28 protein-coding genes are annotated in these 17,201 nt (G+C 59.9%); 21 read left to right on the top strand and 7 right to left on the bottom strand.

Annotated features, from left to right (window positions below; translation table 11 throughout):
- Position 1 precedes the first annotated feature (1 nt).
- From rpmC to PWM43_RS07560, 20 genes are all read left to right on the top strand, one after another.
- Positions 2-235: a 50S ribosomal protein L29 gene (rpmC, locus tag PWM43_RS07655; protein ID WP_289841907.1), complete on the top strand. Its 234-nt coding sequence runs from the start codon at positions 2-4 to the stop codon at positions 233-235.
- Between the two features lie 13 nt (positions 236-248).
- A complete protein-coding gene (rpsQ, locus tag PWM43_RS07650) occupies positions 249-524 on the top strand; it encodes a 30S ribosomal protein S17 (protein WP_289841906.1) in 276 nt (91 codons plus the stop codon).
- Between the two features lie 14 nt (positions 525-538).
- The gene (gene rplN / locus PWM43_RS07645; RefSeq protein ID WP_007399629.1) at positions 539-907 is read left to right on the top strand and encodes a 50S ribosomal protein L14; all 369 of its coding nucleotides are present in this window, start codon (positions 539-541) and stop codon (positions 905-907) included.
- Positions 907-1,227 carry a 50S ribosomal protein L24 gene (gene rplX, locus PWM43_RS07640; RefSeq protein ID WP_289841905.1) on the top strand — a complete coding sequence of 107 codons (321 nt, stop codon included), beginning with the start codon at positions 907-909 and terminating at the stop codon, positions 1,225-1,227. The genes rplN and rplX overlap by 1 nt, the downstream gene beginning before the upstream one ends.
- Positions 1,228-1,237: 10 nt before the next feature.
- Positions 1,238-1,801 carry a 50S ribosomal protein L5 gene (gene rplE / locus PWM43_RS07635; protein ID WP_289841904.1) on the top strand — a complete coding sequence of 188 codons (564 nt, stop codon included), beginning with the start codon at positions 1,238-1,240 and terminating at the stop codon, positions 1,799-1,801.
- Positions 1,802-1,916: 115 nt separating this feature from the next.
- The gene (gene rpsN, locus PWM43_RS07630; protein ID WP_289841903.1) at positions 1,917-2,222 is read left to right on the top strand and encodes a 30S ribosomal protein S14; all 306 of its coding nucleotides are present in this window, start codon (positions 1,917-1,919) and stop codon (positions 2,220-2,222) included.
- An 11-nt stretch (positions 2,223-2,233) separates the two neighbouring features.
- Complete coding sequence (rpsH, locus tag PWM43_RS07625; RefSeq protein ID WP_289841902.1) at positions 2,234-2,632, top strand: 30S ribosomal protein S8; 399 nt, start codon at positions 2,234-2,236, stop codon at positions 2,630-2,632.
- 10 nt (positions 2,633-2,642) lie between these two features.
- Entirely contained in the window at positions 2,643-3,179 is a 537-nt protein-coding gene (gene rplF, locus PWM43_RS07620) for a 50S ribosomal protein L6 (protein ID WP_289841901.1), read from the top strand.
- Entirely contained in the window at positions 3,179-3,541 is a 363-nt protein-coding gene (gene rplR, locus PWM43_RS07615; RefSeq protein ID WP_289841900.1) for a 50S ribosomal protein L18, read from the top strand. Before rplF ends, rplR begins: the two co-directional genes overlap by 1 nt.
- A gap of 13 nt (positions 3,542-3,554) precedes the next feature.
- Positions 3,555-4,136, top strand: coding sequence for a 30S ribosomal protein S5 (gene rpsE, locus PWM43_RS07610; protein WP_289841899.1), 582 nt, complete (start codon positions 3,555-3,557; stop codon positions 4,134-4,136).
- Positions 4,129-4,317, top strand: a complete 189-nt coding sequence (gene rpmD / locus PWM43_RS07605) for a 50S ribosomal protein L30 (protein ID WP_289841898.1) — start codon at positions 4,129-4,131, stop codon at positions 4,315-4,317. The genes rpsE and rpmD overlap by 8 nt, the downstream gene beginning before the upstream one ends.
- 1 nt (position 4,318) lies before the next feature.
- Entirely contained in the window at positions 4,319-4,807 is a 489-nt protein-coding gene (gene rplO / locus PWM43_RS07600) for a 50S ribosomal protein L15 (protein ID WP_289841897.1), read from the top strand.
- Positions 4,808-4,914: 107 nt separating this feature from the next.
- Positions 4,915-6,315: a preprotein translocase subunit SecY gene (gene secY / locus PWM43_RS07595; protein ID WP_289841896.1), complete on the top strand. Its 1,401-nt coding sequence runs from the start codon at positions 4,915-4,917 to the stop codon at positions 6,313-6,315.
- The gene (locus PWM43_RS07590) at positions 6,312-6,980 is read left to right on the top strand and encodes an adenylate kinase (RefSeq protein WP_289841895.1); all 669 of its coding nucleotides are present in this window, start codon (positions 6,312-6,314) and stop codon (positions 6,978-6,980) included. Before secY ends, PWM43_RS07590 begins: the two co-directional genes overlap by 4 nt.
- Before the next feature lie 250 nt (positions 6,981-7,230).
- Positions 7,231-7,608, top strand: coding sequence for a 30S ribosomal protein S13 (gene rpsM, locus PWM43_RS07585; RefSeq protein WP_289841894.1), 378 nt, complete (start codon positions 7,231-7,233; stop codon positions 7,606-7,608).
- A 35-nt stretch (positions 7,609-7,643) separates the two neighbouring features.
- Positions 7,644-8,036: a 30S ribosomal protein S11 gene (rpsK, locus tag PWM43_RS07580; RefSeq protein WP_289841893.1), complete on the top strand. Its 393-nt coding sequence runs from the start codon at positions 7,644-7,646 to the stop codon at positions 8,034-8,036.
- 156 nt (positions 8,037-8,192) lie between these two features.
- On the top strand, positions 8,193-9,212 hold the full coding sequence (locus tag PWM43_RS07575; protein ID WP_289841892.1) for a DNA-directed RNA polymerase subunit alpha: 1,020 nt from the start codon (positions 8,193-8,195) through the stop codon (positions 9,210-9,212).
- A gap of 31 nt (positions 9,213-9,243) precedes the next feature.
- Complete coding sequence (gene rplQ / locus PWM43_RS07570) at positions 9,244-9,669, top strand: 50S ribosomal protein L17 (RefSeq protein ID WP_289841891.1); 426 nt, start codon at positions 9,244-9,246, stop codon at positions 9,667-9,669.
- Between the two features lie 116 nt (positions 9,670-9,785).
- Entirely contained in the window at positions 9,786-10,046 is a 261-nt protein-coding gene (locus PWM43_RS07565) for a hypothetical protein (protein ID WP_289841890.1), read from the top strand.
- 57 nt (positions 10,047-10,103) lie between these two features.
- Positions 10,104-10,283, top strand: a complete 180-nt coding sequence (locus PWM43_RS07560) for a DUF1328 domain-containing protein (RefSeq protein WP_289841889.1) — start codon at positions 10,104-10,106, stop codon at positions 10,281-10,283.
- Between the two features lie 154 nt (positions 10,284-10,437).
- Here the strand turns inward: PWM43_RS07560 and PWM43_RS07555 are convergent, their stop codons facing one another.
- The 7 genes from PWM43_RS07555 to PWM43_RS07525 form a co-directional block, all read right to left on the bottom strand.
- A complete protein-coding gene (locus tag PWM43_RS07555; RefSeq protein WP_289841888.1) occupies positions 10,438-11,268 on the bottom strand; it encodes an NADPH-dependent oxidoreductase in 831 nt (276 codons plus the stop codon).
- A 29-nt stretch (positions 11,269-11,297) separates the two neighbouring features.
- Positions 11,298-11,849, bottom strand: coding sequence for an adenine phosphoribosyltransferase (locus tag PWM43_RS07550; protein WP_289841887.1), 552 nt, complete (start codon positions 11,847-11,849; stop codon positions 11,298-11,300).
- A gap of 102 nt (positions 11,850-11,951) precedes the next feature.
- Positions 11,952-12,320, bottom strand: a complete 369-nt coding sequence (locus PWM43_RS07545; RefSeq protein WP_289841886.1) for a response regulator — start codon at positions 12,318-12,320, stop codon at positions 11,952-11,954.
- A complete protein-coding gene (locus tag PWM43_RS07540) occupies positions 12,317-13,657 on the bottom strand; it encodes a multidrug effflux MFS transporter (protein ID WP_289841885.1) in 1,341 nt (446 codons plus the stop codon). Before PWM43_RS07540 ends, PWM43_RS07545 begins: the two co-directional genes overlap by 4 nt.
- Positions 13,658-13,831: 174 nt before the next feature.
- A complete protein-coding gene (locus PWM43_RS07535) occupies positions 13,832-14,602 on the bottom strand; it encodes a TVP38/TMEM64 family protein (RefSeq protein ID WP_289841884.1) in 771 nt (256 codons plus the stop codon).
- Between the two features lie 59 nt (positions 14,603-14,661).
- Positions 14,662-15,153 carry an aminoacyl-tRNA deacylase gene (locus PWM43_RS07530; protein ID WP_289841883.1) on the bottom strand — a complete coding sequence of 164 codons (492 nt, stop codon included), beginning with the start codon at positions 15,151-15,153 and terminating at the stop codon, positions 14,662-14,664.
- A 28-nt stretch (positions 15,154-15,181) separates the two neighbouring features.
- On the bottom strand, positions 15,182-15,610 hold the full coding sequence (locus PWM43_RS07525; protein ID WP_289841882.1) for an Lrp/AsnC family transcriptional regulator: 429 nt from the start codon (positions 15,608-15,610) through the stop codon (positions 15,182-15,184).
- Between the two features lie 118 nt (positions 15,611-15,728).
- On the opposite strand from PWM43_RS07525, the gene PWM43_RS07520 reads away from it, so the two are divergent.
- The gene (locus PWM43_RS07520) at positions 15,729-16,802 is read left to right on the top strand and encodes a saccharopine dehydrogenase family protein (protein ID WP_289841881.1); all 1,074 of its coding nucleotides are present in this window, start codon (positions 15,729-15,731) and stop codon (positions 16,800-16,802) included.
- Positions 16,803-17,201 lie beyond the last annotated feature (399 nt).

The raw sequence follows: 17,201 nt of genomic DNA, 5'->3' as shown, positions 1-17,201 counted from the left end.
TATGGCTGACGCTTATAAGGTTGCCGATCTTCGCGCGAAGAGCGGTGATGAACTCAAGACGCTGCTTCAGGATCTGAAGCGCGAACAGCTTAACCTTCGGTTTCAGGCCGCGACCGGCCAGTCCGAAGGGCAGGGGCGTGTTCGCATCCTGCGTCGAGCGATCGCCCGTATCAAAACGGTGGTCCACCAGTCCAAGAACAGTGCGGGCGCAAAAACGTCCGCCACAAAGTCCTGAGAGGTAACGGGCGATGCCGAAGCGCGTCCTGAACGGGCGAGTGACCAGCGACAAGATGGACAAGACGGTGACCGTCCTTGTCGATCGTCGTGTCATGCACCCGCTCTATAAGAAGTTCATTCGCCGGTCGAAGAAGTATGCGGCCCATGATGAACTGAATGAATGCAAGATTGGCGATATGGTGCGCATTGAAGAGTGCATGCCGATTTCCAAGCGGAAGACCTGGACGGTGATTACGCGTAACGGTGCCCCTTTCGGCCCCGCCGCGGCCGACCCGGTTTCCGTCTGAAAGGGGACTGAGGAATGATCCATCCCGAGACCAACCTCGACGTGGCCGACAATTCCGGCGCGCGTCAGGTGCAGTGCATCAAGGTGCTGGGCGGTTCCAAGCGGAAGACCGCCTCGGTCGGCGACGTGATCGTCGTGTCCGTCAAGGAAGCGATTCCCCGCGGTAAGGTTAAGAAGGGCGATGTTCACCAGGCGGTGATCGTTCGTACTTCTTATCCCGTGCGTCGCGCTGACGGTTCGGCCATCCGTTTCGACCGGAACGCGGCAGTGCTAATCAACAAGCAGCAGGAGCCGATTGGCACCCGTATCTTTGGACCGGTTGTTCGTGAACTGCGCGCGCGCAAGTTCATGAAAATCATCTCGCTGGCGCCGGAGGTACTGTAATGGCTGCACGTATCAAGAAGGGCGACCAGGTTCTGGTCATTTCCGGAGCCGCGCGTGGAACGCGCGGTGAGGTACTGTCCGTCCTGCCGCAGGCCGAGAAGGCCGTCGTTCGCGGCGTCGCGGTGGCGAAGCGTCATACGAAGCCCAGCCGTACCAATCAGGACGGTGGCATCGTTGCCAAGGAGATGCCCGTGCATCTCTCGAATCTGAAACTGGTCGATCCCAAGAGCGGCAAGCCGACACGCGTCGGTTTTCGTGTTCTCGAGAATGGTCACAAGGTCCGCGTCGCCAAGGTGACCGGCGAAGTCATCGAAGGCTGAGGGGGCGACAATGAGCGATATGACACGCAACGTTCCGCGTCTCCATCAGCGGTACAAGGATATTCTTCGCGAGCAGCTCACGAAGGAATTCGACTACAAGAACCCGATGCAGGTGCCCAAGCTCGAGAAGATCGTGCTGAACATGGGCGTCGGCGAAGCGGCGGGCGATCAGAAGAAGCTCGATGCGGCCGTGGCCGAAATGGCGGCGATCTCCGGTCAGAAGCCGGTGAAAACGCTGGCCCGCAAGGCGATCGCAGGTTTCAAGATCCGCGAGGGTCTGCCGATCGGCTGTAAGGTCACGCTGCGTCGTCAGCGGATGTATGAGTTTCTCGATCGTCTCGTGACGATCGCGATGCCCCGTATCCGCGACTTCCGTGGCTTGCCGGGCAACAAGGGCTTTGATGGTCGCGGCAATTTTGCCATGGGCATCAAGGAGCAGATCGTTTTCCCTGAAATCGATTACGATAAGGTCGATTCGGTTCGCGGTATGGATATCATCTTCGTGACGAGTGCGAAGACGGATGCCGAGGCCAAGGCGCTGCTCAAGGCGTTTGATCTGCCGTTCCAGGCTTGATTTCGGAGGTTGAGCCGGCTTTTTCGCTTTCCAAGCGAAGGTCGGCCTCCTATACAGACACGCTGTTTGGAAAACCGTTGGGATTGGCCCGACAGGTTCCGGGAGAATATTGAACATGGCAAAAGTCTCCGCCGTGAACCGTAACGCCAAGCGCGCCTATATGGCGAAGCGCGATAAGGCGAAGCGGACCGCGTTGAAAGATATCATCAAGGATCGTGATCGCCCCGTAGAGGAGCGTTTCGAGGCTTCCATCAAGCTGGCGGAACTGCCCCGTAACGGTGCTGCGGTACGGGTTCGGCTGCGCTGCAAGCTGACGGGTCGCTCCCGCGCCAATTACCGGAAGTTCGAGCTGTGCCGTATAGCGCTGCGCGATCTGGCCTCCAACGGCCACATCCCCGGTATGGTCAAGTCGAGCTGGTAAGGCGGTAGTATATGTCTCTTTCTGATCCGCTGGGTGATATGCTCACCCGCATCCGCAACGCGCAGCGTGCGCGTCATGCGGCATGCATCGCACCGGCTTCCAAGCTGCGCGCCAACGTTCTCGAGGCTCTGCGTCGCGAAGGTTATATCCGTGGTTACCAGACCGAGGAGCTCCGCAAGGGCATCTCGCAGCTGCGCATCGAGCTGAAATATGCCGACGGCCAGCCGGTGATCAAGGAAATCCATCGCGTCTCCAAGCCCGGGCGTCGCGTTTATTCCAAGATCAAGGAATTGCCGCGCGTCTATGCCGGGCTTGGCGTGTCGATCCTCTCAACCCCGCGTGGTGTCCTTTCGGACATCGAGGCTCGCGCCGCCAATGTTGGCGGCGAAGTCCTCTGCCGCGTGTTCTGAGGAGAGACTCATGTCACGTGTTGGTAAATATCCCGTTGCCATTCCGGCTGGTGTGGACGTCGCGATCGCTGATGGTTCCCTGACGGTCAAGGGCAAGCGCGGCTCGCTCAGCATTCCGCTTTCGCGTCTTGTCGAGGCGAAGGTCGAGGACGGCTCGGTCGCGGTGAAGCCTGTCGGCAATCGCTCGAGCGAAAACTGGACGATGTGGGGCACGACGCGCGCTCTGATCGCCAATCTCATCAAGGGTGTTTCGGAGGGCTTCTCCAAGACGCTCGAGATTCAGGGAACGGGTTTCCGTGCGTCAGTCCAGGGTTCGAATCTCGTAATGAACCTCGGTTTTTCGCACGACGTCGTTTATCCGATCCCGGCTGACGTCAAGATCACGACGCCGCGTCCCACCTCGATCACCGTCGAAGGTAACGACAAGCAGCGTGTGGGTCAGGTTGCGCTCGACATTCGTAATTTCCGCAAGCCGGAGCCCTACAAGGGCAAGGGTGTGCGTTACGAGACCGAAGTGCTCCGTCGTAAGGAAGGCAAGAAGAAATAATGGCTACGCAGCAGGGTTTGCAGGAGCGTCGCCGTCAGCGGCTGCGCTTCCAGCTTCGCCGCAAGAGCGGTGGCCGGCCGCGTTTGTCGGTCTTCCGCTCTGGCAAGAACATCTATGCTCAGGTGATCGACGACGCCGCAGGCGTTACGCTTGCAAGCGCGTCGACGCTGGAGAAAGATCTTCGTTCGGCTGGAAAGACGGGCGCGAACGTCGATGCGGCTTCGGTGATCGGCAAGCTTATTGCCGAACGCGCCAAAGCAGCGGGCGTCGATAAGGTCGTCTTCGATCGCGGTTCGTATCTGTATCACGGTAGGGTTAAGGCCCTGGCGGAAGCTGCCCGCGAGGGCGGGCTTGCGTTCTAAGGAGAGATCACACATGGCACGAGAGCCAAGAGAAGGCGGCCGTGGTGGTCGCGATCGTGACCGCGAACAGGACGACCTGGTCGACAAGCTGGTAACGATCAACCGTGTCGCCAAGGTGGTCAAGGGTGGACGTCGTTTCGCTTTTGCCGCGCTGGTTGTCGTCGGTGACCAGAAGGGGCGTGTGGGCTTCGGAGCTGGCAAGGCTCGTGAAGTTCCCGAGGCGATCCGTAAGGCCACCGAGCGTGCGAAGCGCACGATGATCCGTGTTCCGATGAAAGAGGGGCGCACGCTGCATCACGACACGTACGGGCATTTCGGTGCTGGCAAGGTCGTTGTGCGTGCGGCCGAAGCCGGAACGGGTATCATCGCCGGTGGTCCGATGCGCGCGGTGTTTGAATCGCTGGGTGTCAGCGATGTCGTTGCCAAGTCGCTCGGAACGCGTAACCCGCACAACATGGTGAAGGCGACCTTTGACGCTCTTCAGCATTGCAGCAGCCCGCGCGCCGTGGCGAATCGTCGTGGCAAGAAGGCTTCTGAGTTGTTCGGCAAGCGCGAGACTGCGATCGAGGAACATGTGGAGGCCGCTCATGGCTGACGCTAAGAACACCGTCCGCATCAAACAGATCGCCTCGGGGATCGGTAAGGTCGCCTCGCAGAAGCAGACGCTTGTGGGGCTCGGCCTGCGCGGTATCGGCAGTGTGCGTGAGCTGGAGGATACACCTTCGGTTCGTGGCATGATCCGTAAGATCGCCCACCTTGTGAAGGTGGAGGACTAACATGAAGCTCAATGAAATTCGTGATAATGAGGGTTCTCATTATCGCAAGAAACGCCTTGGTCGCGGAATCGGGTCCGGTAAGGGCAAGACTTCCGGTCGCGGCGTTAAGGGGCAGAAGGCGCGCGAAGGCGTATCTCTCAATGGTTTTGAGGGTGGCCAGCTTCCGCTGTATCGCCGTATGCCGAAGCGCGGCTTCAAGAACATCTTCCGCAAGGTTTACGCTCCCGTGAACCTGACGAAGATTGAGAAGGCGATCGCTGATGGCAAGCTCAAGGCCGATGTGGTTGTTGACGAGAAGGCGCTGGCCGCAGCGGGTCTGATCGGGACTGGTAAATATGCCGGTGTCCGTCTGCTCGCCTCCGGTGCTCTGACCCACAAGGTTTCGATCGAGGTCTCCGGCGCTTCTGCCGCGGCGGTTGCCGCGGTGGAAAAGGCTGGCGGTTCGGTGAAGGTGACCGTGACTAAGGAAGAGGCCGCTCCGGCAGCCTGATCCTGAATGCGACACGACGCGCGCTTTACATCGGGCGGGCGTCACTGTTGAACTGGACAGCGTCCCGCGCCCGCGCGGCGGCGCTGTTTTTGTGAAAGGACCAGTAGATGGCCTCGTCTGCGGAGCAGCTCGCCGCCAATCTCAATATGAGTTCGTTTGCGAAGGCGACAGAGCTCAAGAAGCGTATCTGGTTCACGCTCGGAGCCCTCATCGTCTACCGGCTTGGCACCTACATCCCTGTGCCGGGTGTGGATGCGACGGTTATGGGACAGCTTCTGGCCCAGCATCAGGGCGGCATCCTGGGCATGTTCGACATGTTCACCGGCGGCGCTCTCGGTCGCATGACGGTGTTCGCGTTGAACATCATGCCCTATATCAGCGCATCCATTATCGTGCAGTTGCTCTCGACAGCACTTCCTTCGTTGGAAGCGTTGAAGAAGGAAGGCGAGCAGGGACGCAAGAAGCTCAATCAATACACGCGTTACCTGACGGTCTTTATCGCGTTGTTCCAGGCATACGGTATCGCCGTCGGGCTGGAGAACATGACGAGCAGCGGTGCTTCGGCCGTCGTCGCTCCAGGGGCATTTTTCCTTATTTCCTGCGTTGTGACGCTCGTCGGCGGGACAATGTTCCTGATGTGGCTTGGCGAGCAGATCACGGCCCGTGGCGTTGGTAACGGGATATCGCTGATTATTTTTGCCGGCATCGTCGCAAATCTGCCGAATGCACTCGTGAGCCTGTTTCAGCTCGGCTATACCGGGGCGCTCTCTCCGGTTTTCGTGCTGATCTTCCTGGTCCTCGCAGCGCTGACGATCGCGTTCATCGTGTTTATGGAAATGGCGCAGCGTCGCGTGGTGATTCAGTATCCCAAGCGGCAGGTCGGCAATCGTGTCTATGGTGGCGATTCCACGCATATGCCGCTGAAGGTCAACACGGCTGGCGTGATTCCGCCCATCTTCGCATCTTCCGTGCTATTGATTCCTGTCACCGTTTCGGGATTCATGAACGGGAAATCAATGCCCGGCTGGCTCTCGTTTCTTGGCCAGGAACTCGGGCAGGGGCAGCCGCTTTATATGCTGTTCTATGCGGCGATGATTCTGTTTTTCTCGTATTTCTATGCTGCGATAACGTTCAATCCCGAGGAGACCGCCGAAAATCTGCGTAAGCAGGGCGGCTTCATTCCGGGCATCCGGCCGGGCGCAAATACGGCCAGCTATTTCGATCGTATCCTGTCTCGCCTGACGACGATCGGCGCGCTTTATCTGGTGGCCGTTTGCCTGCTGCCGCAGATCCTGATCAGCCACTACAACGTGCCGTTCTATTTTGGTGGTACGAGTCTGATCATCATCGTCTCGGTAACGATCGACACCATCACGCAGGTCCAGTCGCATCTCGTTGCTCATCGTTATCAGGGGCTGATACGCAAACAGAGAAATCGGACCGGCCGCGCTGGCAGTGGGCAGCGCTTGCCCAGCGCGCGCATGCCACGTGACCGGAGGCCCTCGTGAATATCATTCTTCTGGGCGCTCCGGGTGCTGGCAAGGGAACGCAGGCGAAACGCCTCGAGGCACGCTATGGATTTGTCCAGGTGTCGACGGGCGACATGCTGCGAGCGGAAGTCGCGGCCGGGTCTGATATCGGAAAGCGCGCTGGCGCCATCATGGCGCGTGGCGAGTTTCTTCCCGATGAAATCATGATCACGATGATCGAAGCGCGCATTCAGAAAGCTGACTGCGCGCGGGGTTTCATCTTGGATGGCTTTCCTCGCACTGAGTCCCAGGCCGAGGCGCTGGACACGATGCTCGCGGCGCGCGGCAAACGCATCGACGCTGTTCTGCTTCTGGAAGTGGATGAAAAAGTTCTGACCGAACGCATCGCCGGTCGGTACACATGTGCGAAATGCGGCGCGAGCTATCACGATACGCTGAAGCCTACGCATGTTCCGGGCGTGTGCGACATCTGTGGAAGTCACGATTTCATCCGCAGGCCTGACGACAATCCCGAGACGGTCGCGAAGCGTCTGGCGGTCTACCACCGGCAGACGACGCCGATCCTGCCGTATTATGAAAAGGCGCATCGCCTGGTTCGTATCGACGGTATGGCTCCGATAGGGGAAGTTACGGGCGCGATCGATCGGTATCTCGAACACCAGGGCGCGCAGCCGATCGATTGATCAAGTTGATATCACGAAAAAGTGATCAGTTTTGTTTGACTCAAATGGGGGTGCCGTTATATTGCGCGCCCTCGACATAGGCGTCGCGCTGAAGTCTCTGACCGACCGACAGAATCGGGGCGGAGGCATTTCGCGGCAACATTTTGATCTGGCTTGGGCCGGAGAAAAAGAAACACGAGTGTGTCCGGAATTTTCGGACGAACTTTAGCAAAAGACCCCGTCACACTGTGCCGGGTGGGGAGTGAGTGGCGTGGCGCGTATTGCCGGCGTGAATATTCCGACCAACAAGCGGGTGGTGATCGCCCTCAGCTACATCTACGGTATTGGTCCGTCGACAGCTGAGAAGATCTGCCAGAAGCTTGAAATTCCTGATGCCAAGCGCGTCAATGAACTGAGCGACGACGAGATCACGAAGATCCGTGAACTGATTGATGGCGACTATCGTGTGGAAGGTGATCTTCGTCGTGAAACGGCGATGAACATCAAGCGTCTGATGGATCTGGGCTGCTATCGCGGTCTGCGTCATCGTCGCGGTCTGCCGGTTCGCGGCCAGCGTACGCATACGAATGCACGTACCCGCAAGGGTAAGGCTGTCGCGATTGCCGGTAAGAAGAAAGCGACGCGCTAATCCCGCTCCCACGACAGATTTAGGACGACCTCACGATGGCCAAGGCCGCAGCACCGCGCATCCGCAAAAAAGAGCGCAAGAACATTATCTCAGGCGTGGCGCATGTGCTCTCCACGTTCAACAACACGATGATCACCATCGCTGACGCGCAGGGCAACGCCATCGCGTGGTCTTCGGCGGGTGCGCAGGGCTTCAAGGGCTCGCGGAAGTCCACGCCTTATGCCGCTCAGGTCGCTGCCGAGGACGCGGGCCGCAAGGCGCGCGAGCATGGCATGGAGACTTTGGAGATCGAAGTGTCCGGTCCGGGTTCGGGACGTGAGAGCGCGCTGCGTGCCCTTCAGGCCGTCGGCTTTTCGATTACGTCGATCCGTGACATGACGCCGGTCCCGCATAACGGCTGCCGCCCGCGTAAACGCCGTCGCGTTTGATCGCGGGTCGTGTCTGATCTAGGTCAGGCACGATGGTATCGGGATGTTCTCGGGCTGTTGCCCGGGTGCATCTTCGTGCTTCGATTGGCCGCATGATTGATGCGGCCTTCGTTCCTTCGGGTCCCGGTGGAACGCGTTGTTTGAAAGGCCACGACATTGGTTCTCCAGAAAAACTGGCAGTCGCTCATCAAGCCGGAGAAGCTGGAAGTCGAGCCCGGCGCCGAGCCGTCCAAGACGGCTACCGTCGTCGCGGAGCCCCTTGAGCGCGGCTTTGGTTTGACCCTCGGCAACGCGATCCGTCGCGTTCTGCTTTCTTCGCTTCAGGGCGCGGCTGTGACCGCGATCCAGATCGACGGCGTTCTGCATGAGTTCTCGTCGGTTCCGGGTGTCCGCGAAGACGTCACGGATATCGTGCTGAACATCAAGCAGCTTGCCCTGCGCATGCATGGCGAGGGCCCGAAGCGCATGATCCTGACGGCGACAGGGCCTGGGGAAGTGCGCGCCAGCCAGATCCAGGCAGGCCACGATATCGAGATCACCAATCCGGATCTCGTCATCTGCACGCTCGATGACGGCGTGAAGCTGAGCATGGAACTGACGGTCAACACCGGTAAAGGCTACGTTCCGGCCGCCGCGAACCGTCCCGAGGATGCGCCGATCGGTCTTATTCCGATTGATGCGATCTACTCACCGGTTCGTCGCGTCTCCTACAAGGTCGAGCCGACGCGCGTCGGTCAGGTCACTGACTATGACAAGCTGTTGCTGACGGTCGAGACCAATGGTGCCGTCACGCCTGAAGATGCGCTCGCGCTTGCGGCTCGTATCCTTCAGGACCAGCTCCAGCTCTTCATCAACTTCGACGAACCGCGTCCGGTCCGTCAGGAAGAGCCGCATGACGATCTGCCGTTCAATCGCAATCTCCTGCGCAAGGTCGATGAGCTCGAACTCTCGGTCCGCAGTGCGAACTGCCTGAAGAACGACAATATCGTCTACATCGGCGATCTGGTTCAGAAGTCTGAGCAGGAGATGCTGCGTACGCCGAATTTTGGACGCAAATCTCTGAATGAAATCAAGGAAGTCCTGACTTCCATGGGTCTGTCGCTTGGCATGAATGTGCCGGCATGGCCGCCCGAGAACATTGAGGAACTGGCCAAGCGTCTCGACGAGACGTTCTGAGGCCAGTTTCGTATAGAAAGGAAGAACGACCATGCGTCATGGTGTTGCCGGGCGTAAGCTCAATGTTACCTCTACCCACCGCGCAGCCATGTTCCGCAACATGGCCGTCGCGCTCATCAAGCACGAGCAGATCACAACGACACTGCCCAAGGCGAAAGAACTTCGTCCGCTCGTGGAGAAGCTGATCACGCTCGGAAAGCGCGGTACGCTGCATGCGCGCCGTCAGGCTTTCGCTGAACTGCGCGACGAGACCATCGTCTCGAAGCTCTTCTCGGCGGTCGCCGAGCGCTACAAGAGCCGTTCAGGCGGTTACACGCGCGTGCTGAAGGCAGGTGTTCGCTATGGCGACAACGCCGATATGGCTGTCATCGAGATGGTCGAGCGCGATCAGGACGCCAAGGGCAAGGATAGTGGTCCGGTCCAGAACGTGACGGGTGAAGAACCCCTCGCAGCCTGATATTCCTGTCATCTTGACGCGAATGGCGGAGAAGCCGGTCCTTGGGGCCGGCTTTTTTGTTTTCGGGAACTGAGACCAGATATGGGAGTGTTTCTCCCCAACTGGCGGAACGCATAGTGACATCGATCATCCAAAGGGGAGTGAAGATGATGGCGGAAGATCTGAGGGGAGAACTGGAGGCGGATATCCGACCTTTGCAGGCAGGCGCGGGCGATACGATCGTTTGTGCGAAAATACGGTTCTTCCAGGCCTCAGTCCGCAATGTGGTATCCGGGATCTCTGGCGCGGCGGCTGATCTAACGGCGGATCAGCCCGTGGTATTCCTGGTCGTGGCGATCCTGTCCGGAATTTTTCTGGGGCGGCGCCTGCGTCGCTGAACCGGATCCAAAACGAGACGTTTCGACGTCATCGCACTTCAACCCAGGATACAAGCCATGCTGAAACTGGCCATTTTTTTTCTAGTCATATCTCTTATTGCCGGACTTTTCGGTTTCACCGGAATTTCCGCGGCTTCGGCGGGTCTGGCGAAGATCCTCTTCTTCATCGCGATCGTCCTGTTCGTCGTTTTTCTTCTGTTCGCTCTTTTTGTGGGGAAGGCTGTCAGCGGCGGGTGAGGCATCCTCCGATCAGGCCGGGATTCACTGGCCTGATCAGGCTTGCCTCCACAACAGATTCTGACGCTGACGCGGGTTCACAAGGCATGGGAATCCTTCTCATGCCTTGTGGCCTTTTTGATTCCGACCGTGTGAAACGAGGCGGAACGCGGTTTCAGCGTAGTGAGAAACCAAGTTTTTTCAGGGCTTCTTTCATGACGTCACGTCCGCTTAACCCGGCAAGCGAGCCGATACGTCGGAGCATGGTGCTCGACCACGCCCGCGGTTTCAGACCTCGTTCGATCTGGAAGCCGTTGGCGTCGACGTCGTAGCGGGCAATCCGGGCGTCCTCATGTGCCGCGTCGTAGCGCTCTCTGTGCAGGATCGCCTCCTGTGGCAGGCGAGGTTTGACGGAAGCGGGCTTCGTCGGATCTGGGTGGCCGACACACAGGCCGAAAATCGAAAACGCGCCGGGAGGAAGGTCCAACTCTTTGGCGACCTCGACAGGATGATTCCGCAAGCCGCCGATATAGACGGTGCCGAGCCCGAGGCTCTCAGCGGCGATGACGGCGTTCTGCGCCGCGAGCGTCGCGTCCACAGCAGCCACGATGAACATCTCGGTATAGTCCAGAGCTTCACGGGGGCTGTCCGCCCGTGAGGCCATGCGTCCCAGGCGGGACAGGTCGGCGACCCAGACGAGAAAGAGCGGGGCCGCAGCGATATGGGCCTGATTGCCTGCGAGATAGGCCAGACGGTCGCGGCGCTCCTGATCCTCGACGGCGATCACGCTCCAGGCCTGAAGATTGCTGGACGTGGCTGCGGATTGTGCAGCGGCAACGAGCGTCTCCAGCGTATTTTCAGGCAGGGGGTGAGGAAGATAATGCCGGACGGAGCGATGACTGAGCAAAGTCCGGACAACCGGATTGTCGATGAGCCGGGAAGATGATCCGTCCCGGTAGCGGGCCTGCCAGAGGCCGGAAAGGAAAGAGGGTGTTTCCGGCGTCATGGACATCATTATTCCTTGGTGGACGTGGCCTAGAACTCGTAATGGATCAGGCTGTGAAGAGGGATGTCGAGCTTATCGCGCCCGTGAAGCCCCGTCAGTTCAATCATCACGGAGCAGCCTACGACTTCGGCACCGACGTTGCGCAGAAGCTGGACGGAGGCCGCCAGGGTTCCTCCGGTCGCGAGCAGGTCGTCGAGAATGACCACGCGTTGTCCGGGCTTGATGGCATCGACCTGAATTTGCAGGGTGTCGTGGCCATATTCGAGGCCGTAATCCAGGGAAACCGTTTCGCCGGGCAGTTTGCCGGGCTTGCGCAGCATGACGAAGCCACATCCCAGACGCTGGGCAAGCGGTGCCGCTGTCAGGAAGCCACGGCTCTCGATACCGGCGAGGATGTCGGGCTGCCAGGGCGCGATGACCCGAGCCAGGCGACCGGTTGCGACCTGCCAGGCGTCGGCATTGCGGAGGAGCGGCGAAATGTCATGGAAGAGGATACCCGGCTTCGGAAAGTCAGGGATATTCCGGATGTAGTTGCGAAGGTCGAATTCCGGCTGTTCGACCGGCTGCGTTTGGGGCGCCATCGATAGGGGGTCCGTCAAGCGGTTGGGAAGACGGGTTCGGGCTGTAACCTGTTCGTATGGCGATGGCAAACAATGTCTGAAAACCATGCGCGGATGCGCAGCTTAAGGGGCGTAGTCACGGGCATGGGCGATCGCCTCCGTCAGGCTGGCCCGACGGAACGGCTTGGCAAGGTATGCCGTGCCGGGTGGCGCGTCCGGCAGAAAGGCATTCTCCCCGAATTCGCCGGAGATGAGCACGACCGGAAGACTGGGCAGGGTGGCTCGCAGCGTTGTGGCGAGCGTCGCGCCGTTGGCTCCTCCGGGAAGATTGAGGTCCGAGATGAGCAGGACGGGAGTCGTCCTCGTCGTAAAATCCAGAGCTTCCTGTGCGTGACGGGCCGCGTGGACGTCGTAGCCTGCCGCTTTCAGTACAGTTTCGACAATCAGCGTGATGGCCGGATCGTCCTCGACGAGAAGAACGGGTCCTGTCATGTCCGTTTCTCCTCCCGAACCGCGTGCAGGTCACTCATGGCCTGGACGACCTCTGGGTGTAGCGGGGGGCGGAAGACAGCGCACAGAGACATCAAGAGCGCGCCGGCGAGCATGAGGGAAGCCATGGGGAGCGTGGAGTTCGCCGGCAGCATGCCGATCGCGGTACTGGCCAGTGAGCCGAGCATATATTGCAGCGTTCCAGCAAAAGCCGCAGCGGAACCGGCATAATAGGGCTGATTTGAAAGGGCGCCGACCATGGCGTTAGGACCAATGATTCCCGTACATCCAAGCGTGATCATCATGCAGCCGACCATGGGCAGAAGCATGATCTGCTGGATGGCGTGCGTTTCCGGGTCGGGATGACTGCCAGCGTAAAGAGAGGTCGCGAACAGGGCGGCGCCGCCGGCCACGCAGAGCACGAGACCAGCACCCAGCATACGGCCCGCGCTGAGACGTCCTACCAGCGCCGCATTGATCTGCGACGCGCCGATCATGCAGACCGCGAACACGCCGAACAACATGCCGTAATGGGCGGGCGTAAAACCGAAGATGTGCTCGAAAATCGTGGGAGCGGCTGTCAGGTAGGAAAACGACAGAAAACCACTGAAACCCCAGATCAGGGCGTTGGTGATGAAGCTGCGATCGCTGGCGATGGTCACATAGCGAGACACCAGCGTGACCGGGTGGACTTCGCGCCGTGAGTCAGGCGGGAGGGTTTCGGGGAAGACACGCAGAAGCAGAAGAACGCAGATCGCGCCATATCCCGCTGCAACCCAGAAGATGGCGCGCCAGCTTATATAGTCGAGGGCCATCCCGCCCAGCATGGGAGCAAGGATCGGCACTACGCCCTGAATCAGCACCAGCTTGGACATGAGGCGCGCGGCGGCGTTACCCGTCGCGATGTCGCGCACGCACGCACTGGGGATGACAATGCTGGCTGAGGCCGCGACGGCGGCGATCAGCCGGAAGACGCACATCTCGGTCATGTTCGTGGATATGGCGCACCCGACGCTGCCGAGCGTGTACACGATCATGCCGAACAGCATCGGCAGCCGTCGACCGAAGCGGTCTGACAGCGGACCCATGGTGATCTGACCCACCGCAAGTCCGACCATCCAGGTCGACAGGGTGAGGCTGGCGCTTCCCGCCGAAGCGTGAAGCGATTTCTCGAGTTCGGGAAACGCCGGCAGATAAATGTCGGTGGAGATGGGTCCGACAGCTGTCAGAACGCCGAGAAGCAGCGGCAGCCAAGTCGGCAGGACAAAGGAATCGTCCCTGCGTCCTGCGACCGGTGCGGGTCCGGTTGCAATCATAGTGGTTCCGTCGGGAGAAGCCATCCAGGCGCTCCTGTTGAAAAAGGCATGATAAAGCGTAGCATGTGTTCCGTCACGGGTTCTGACGGGCGTGCGGCCTGGGGTTTCATCCGGAGCGAGCAAGGTTCGTCCGACGAGGCTATGGTTTCGTCAGATAACTGAGAAACTCAGATTTTCAATTAACTTTTTGATTTAAGTTCAAGGTATTTTCGTGTCATCGCCCTTCGGTCCGTCTGACGCGGTGCCGATGGCCGCGGCGAGTTCAGGCGTAATCTGCCGGATATGACGCAGAAGAAGAAGGCCGAGGGCGGTCGAAGCGCCGAAGAGTATGACGCCAAGTGCGAGCTGGGTGAACTGGCCGATGCGCGCGCCTGCTCCCATGAGCACGAAGACGAGATTCTGCGGCAGCGCGCCGATCAGCGTCGCCATCAGGAAGGCGGCGACCGGGGTACGAAAAACGCCAGCCGCGACCGTGACGAACAGCGCTGAACCGACCGGCATGAGGCGCAGGATGAGAATGGAGCGGAAAGGGGCGTGGACGAGCGCCGTGTGGAAGGGAGCCAGCCGGGCGCCGAATTTTCCGCGTGGTGCGAGAGGCCGTGTCGTCATGGACGTGCGGGAGCCGTATCGCGCCCATGCGAAGCCGATCAGGCTTCCCGCCAGGGTTGTGGCCGTCGCCAGAGCCAGACCTGCCAGAACGCCGAACAGACTTCCGGCCAGCAGGCAGAGCGCCTGTCGCGGGAGGCCGACGGCGCTGAACACAGTGCCGGCCAGCAGAAAATAAAGTGGCGCGAGCGGATCGTTGCGCCAGCGCGCCGCCGCCTGCTCCAGCGCCTTCACCAGAGGAAAATGGTGAGCCAGAAGCAGAACGAGCGCCAGGAGCAAGATGGCGCCGATTCCCTTCCACGGAAACGCGGCGCGTGGCGGTGGCGGGTCCTGTCTTGCGGAAGCGTTCGGATCTGTCGGCACGGGCGCTCCTGCGCGGTTGTGCCGGGAGCTGGCATCAACGGGATGGACGGTGCGCAGTACTATTCCGCGACGGCCTCGACAAGCCAGCCGCATTGCGCCGAGGCGACACGGGGATCGATACGGCATTGCTGGCCGCGTCGTCCGGCATTGACGTAAATGCGCTCCTGTTCGAGCGCGCTCGCATCGAGGATCGTCGGGGAACGCTTTTTCTGGCCGAAGGGGCTGATGCCGCCCGTCTTGAAGGCGGTGAGGCGTTCGGCATCGGCGGGGAGCATCATGGCGGCGGATTTCCCACCCTGAAGGGCGGCGACCTTCTTGAGCATCAGCCGCCTGTCGGACGGAATGATGACGCAGGCCGGACGCGTCCTGTCGATCAGTACCATGAGGGTTTTGAACACCTGCGCCGGTGGCGCGCCGAGGGCTTCGGCGGCCTGGAGGCCTTTGGCGGAGGCGTCGGCGTCGTAGTCATGCGCGTGGAGGGTGTAGGCGATGTGTTCCTTGTCCATGAAGGTCGTCGCGGGTGTGGCGCCCGGCGCGGCAGGCTTGGACATGAATGGATGTTCCTTCGGTTGAGGGGCTTCAGTTGCGGCCGAGTTTGGTGGAAAGGATCATGGCGGAATGCGTCCTCTCCACCCCCTCGATCGTGCCGATGGTGTCTATGACTTGATCGAGGCTCTCGGGGCTGTCGGCACCCAGCTGGCCGATCAGATCAGACGGCCCGCTCACGGCGTGGAGTTCGCGCAGCCCCTCGACGCCACGCAGGTCGCGCTCGATCTGCGCGGCCCGACGCGCATTGATGGTGATCATCACGAAGGCCCGCACAGGATCGCTGCTGGCGGGCTCGCTGATGGTGTAGCCCAGAATCGCGCCCTGACGCTCGAGCCGGTCCATCCGGCCCTGAAGGGTCGTGCGTGACATGCCGAGCCGACGCGCCAGAGTCGCCGCAGGCAGCCGCGCGTTACGGCGTAGCAGATCGAGCAGGGCACGGTCGGTCGGATCATCGGTCATGGAACGCGAAACTACCTGACGCTTTGCCGGAAGAAAACCGCGTGAGCCGTCGATCTGCCGGTTGAGCCTCGTCGTTTCGAGACCCGAACATAGGCGTCTCAACTTGAAGGGAATGAATATGCGTCAGATCACGGTTGTCGGTGCGGGCAAGATCGGAGCGACCATCGCGTCGTTTCTCCATGGAACAGGTGACTACAGGGTCACGTTGCTCGACCGGGACGCCGCGCATCTGCAGTCTCTCGACCTGGCCTCCGAGATCGTCCGCAAGCCGGTCGACATCGCCTCCGAACTGACTGCGGGCGATCTGCGCGGTCAGTTCGCCGTGCTGTCCGCAGCACCGTTCCATCTGACGCGCGTGATCGCCAAAGCCGCCGCGGATGCCGGTGTGCATTACCTTGATCTGACGGAAGACGTGGCGTCCACCAAGGCCGTGCGCACCCTCGCCGAAGGGGCTTCGACGGCGTTCATTCCGCAATGTGGGCTGGCGCCCGGCTTCGTCTCGATTGCGGCTCATGACATCGCGAGCCGTTTCGACAGCCTCGATACCATAAGGCTGCGTGTCGGGGCGTTACCGCGCTTTCCGGCCAATGCTCTGGGTTACAACCTGACCTGGAGCACGGACGGCCTCATCAATGAGTATATCGAACCGTGCGAAGCCATCGTGAATGGCAGGCACGTTCTGGTTCCGGCCATGGATGGCTACGAAACGCTTGGCGTGGACGGTGTCGCCTACGAAGCCTTCAATACGTCCGGCGGTCTCGGTTCGTTGTGCGAGACGTATGAAGGACAGGTCCGCGAACTGAACTACCGTACCATGCGCTACCCGGGCCATGCCGCGATCATGAAGGTATTGCTCTCCGATCTGCGCCTGTCGGAGCGGCGGCATATTCTCCATGACATCTTCACGCATGCCCTTCCGACGACCCCGCAGGATGTCGTCGTGATTTTCGTGACCGTGACCGGACAACGCGGCAACCGTTTGCAGCAGGAGACACTGGCACGCACGATTCCCGCGCAGGATTTCATGGGCGCGCCGCGCACGGCCATCCAGCTTACGACGGCGGGATCGATCTGCGCCGTGCTTGATCTGTTGTCTGAAGGGAAAATTCCCGCGAAAGGCTTCGTGCGTCAGGAAGACATCGCGTTGGACGCCTTTCTCGCCAACCGCTTCGGCGGCGTCTACCACGGTTGATGAACAGGGGATGAGGGAGCGGAGGCTGTGTCGGAATTGCGGCGCAGCCTTTCTTCTTCCCTGTAAGGGAATCTGGCAGAACACTTGGAATAAACATTTGAAATATCGTTAATAACGGTATTTAATGATATATTAACAGATTATTAACTAATAACGATTTATTAACGACAATATTTATAAAATTAAACCTATCCTCCAGCAGGTTAATCCAAACCTGTATCTGGATAGGGTCGTAATATGGCATATGATAATGGAAAGTCTTCTGGAGATGTGCGGTCTTATACAATAGATCATGGAAATACGGTTGATATATCGGCGTTTTCGTCAGGATCGGCGACAGCCAGGGTCGGGCATTCCGGCGGAAGTATTTCCGTCGATCTGAATAATATCAAGTCGTCT

Source organism: Brytella acorum, from assembly GCF_029309905.1.
In the GTDB taxonomy this organism is placed as follows: Bacteria; Pseudomonadota; Alphaproteobacteria; order Acetobacterales; family Acetobacteraceae; genus Brytella; species Brytella acorum.
Note: the sequence above shows the minus strand (reverse complement) of the source record. Positions and strands in the feature narration are given on the sequence as shown.

What these genes read in the sequence shown, in the direction of transcription:
- rpmC (WP_289841907.1), top strand. Translation starts at nt 2, where the DNA reads ATGGCTGACGCTTATAAGGTTGCCGATCTTCGCGCGAAGAGCGGTGAT.
- rpsQ (WP_289841906.1), top strand. Translation starts at nt 249, where the DNA reads ATGCCGAAGCGCGTCCTGAACGGGCGAGTGACCAGCGACAAGATGGAC.
- rplN (WP_007399629.1), top strand. Translation starts at nt 539, where the DNA reads ATGATCCATCCCGAGACCAACCTCGACGTGGCCGACAATTCCGGCGCG.
- rplX (WP_289841905.1), top strand. Translation starts at nt 907, where the DNA reads ATGGCTGCACGTATCAAGAAGGGCGACCAGGTTCTGGTCATTTCCGGA.
- rplE (WP_289841904.1), top strand. Translation starts at nt 1,238, where the DNA reads ATGAGCGATATGACACGCAACGTTCCGCGTCTCCATCAGCGGTACAAG.
- rpsN (WP_289841903.1), top strand. Translation starts at nt 1,917, where the DNA reads ATGGCAAAAGTCTCCGCCGTGAACCGTAACGCCAAGCGCGCCTATATG.
- rpsH (WP_289841902.1), top strand. Translation starts at nt 2,234, where the DNA reads ATGTCTCTTTCTGATCCGCTGGGTGATATGCTCACCCGCATCCGCAAC.
- rplF (WP_289841901.1), top strand. Translation starts at nt 2,643, where the DNA reads ATGTCACGTGTTGGTAAATATCCCGTTGCCATTCCGGCTGGTGTGGAC.
- rplR (WP_289841900.1), top strand. Translation starts at nt 3,179, where the DNA reads ATGGCTACGCAGCAGGGTTTGCAGGAGCGTCGCCGTCAGCGGCTGCGC.
- rpsE (WP_289841899.1), top strand. Translation starts at nt 3,555, where the DNA reads ATGGCACGAGAGCCAAGAGAAGGCGGCCGTGGTGGTCGCGATCGTGAC.
- rpmD (WP_289841898.1), top strand. Translation starts at nt 4,129, where the DNA reads ATGGCTGACGCTAAGAACACCGTCCGCATCAAACAGATCGCCTCGGGG.
- rplO (WP_289841897.1), top strand. Translation starts at nt 4,319, where the DNA reads ATGAAGCTCAATGAAATTCGTGATAATGAGGGTTCTCATTATCGCAAG.
- secY (WP_289841896.1), top strand. Translation starts at nt 4,915, where the DNA reads ATGGCCTCGTCTGCGGAGCAGCTCGCCGCCAATCTCAATATGAGTTCG.
- rpsK (WP_289841893.1), top strand. Translation starts at nt 7,644, where the DNA reads ATGGCCAAGGCCGCAGCACCGCGCATCCGCAAAAAAGAGCGCAAGAAC.
- rplQ (WP_289841891.1), top strand. Translation starts at nt 9,244, where the DNA reads ATGCGTCATGGTGTTGCCGGGCGTAAGCTCAATGTTACCTCTACCCAC.
- PWM43_RS07560 (WP_289841889.1), top strand. Translation starts at nt 10,104, where the DNA reads ATGCTGAAACTGGCCATTTTTTTTCTAGTCATATCTCTTATTGCCGGA.
- PWM43_RS07555 (WP_289841888.1), bottom strand. Translation starts at nt 11,268, where the DNA reads ATGACGCCGGAAACACCCTCTTTCCTTTCCGGCCTCTGGCAGGCCCGC.
- PWM43_RS07550 (WP_289841887.1), bottom strand. Translation starts at nt 11,849, where the DNA reads ATGGCGCCCCAAACGCAGCCGGTCGAACAGCCGGAATTCGACCTTCGC.
- PWM43_RS07545 (WP_289841886.1), bottom strand. Translation starts at nt 12,320, where the DNA reads ATGACAGGACCCGTTCTTCTCGTCGAGGACGATCCGGCCATCACGCTG.
- PWM43_RS07540 (WP_289841885.1), bottom strand. Translation starts at nt 13,657, where the DNA reads ATGGCTTCTCCCGACGGAACCACTATGATTGCAACCGGACCCGCACCG.
- PWM43_RS07530 (WP_289841883.1), bottom strand. Translation starts at nt 15,153, where the DNA reads ATGTCCAAGCCTGCCGCGCCGGGCGCCACACCCGCGACGACCTTCATG.
- PWM43_RS07525 (WP_289841882.1), bottom strand. Translation starts at nt 15,610, where the DNA reads ATGACCGATGATCCGACCGACCGTGCCCTGCTCGATCTGCTACGCCGT.
- PWM43_RS07520 (WP_289841881.1), top strand. Translation starts at nt 15,729, where the DNA reads ATGCGTCAGATCACGGTTGTCGGTGCGGGCAAGATCGGAGCGACCATC.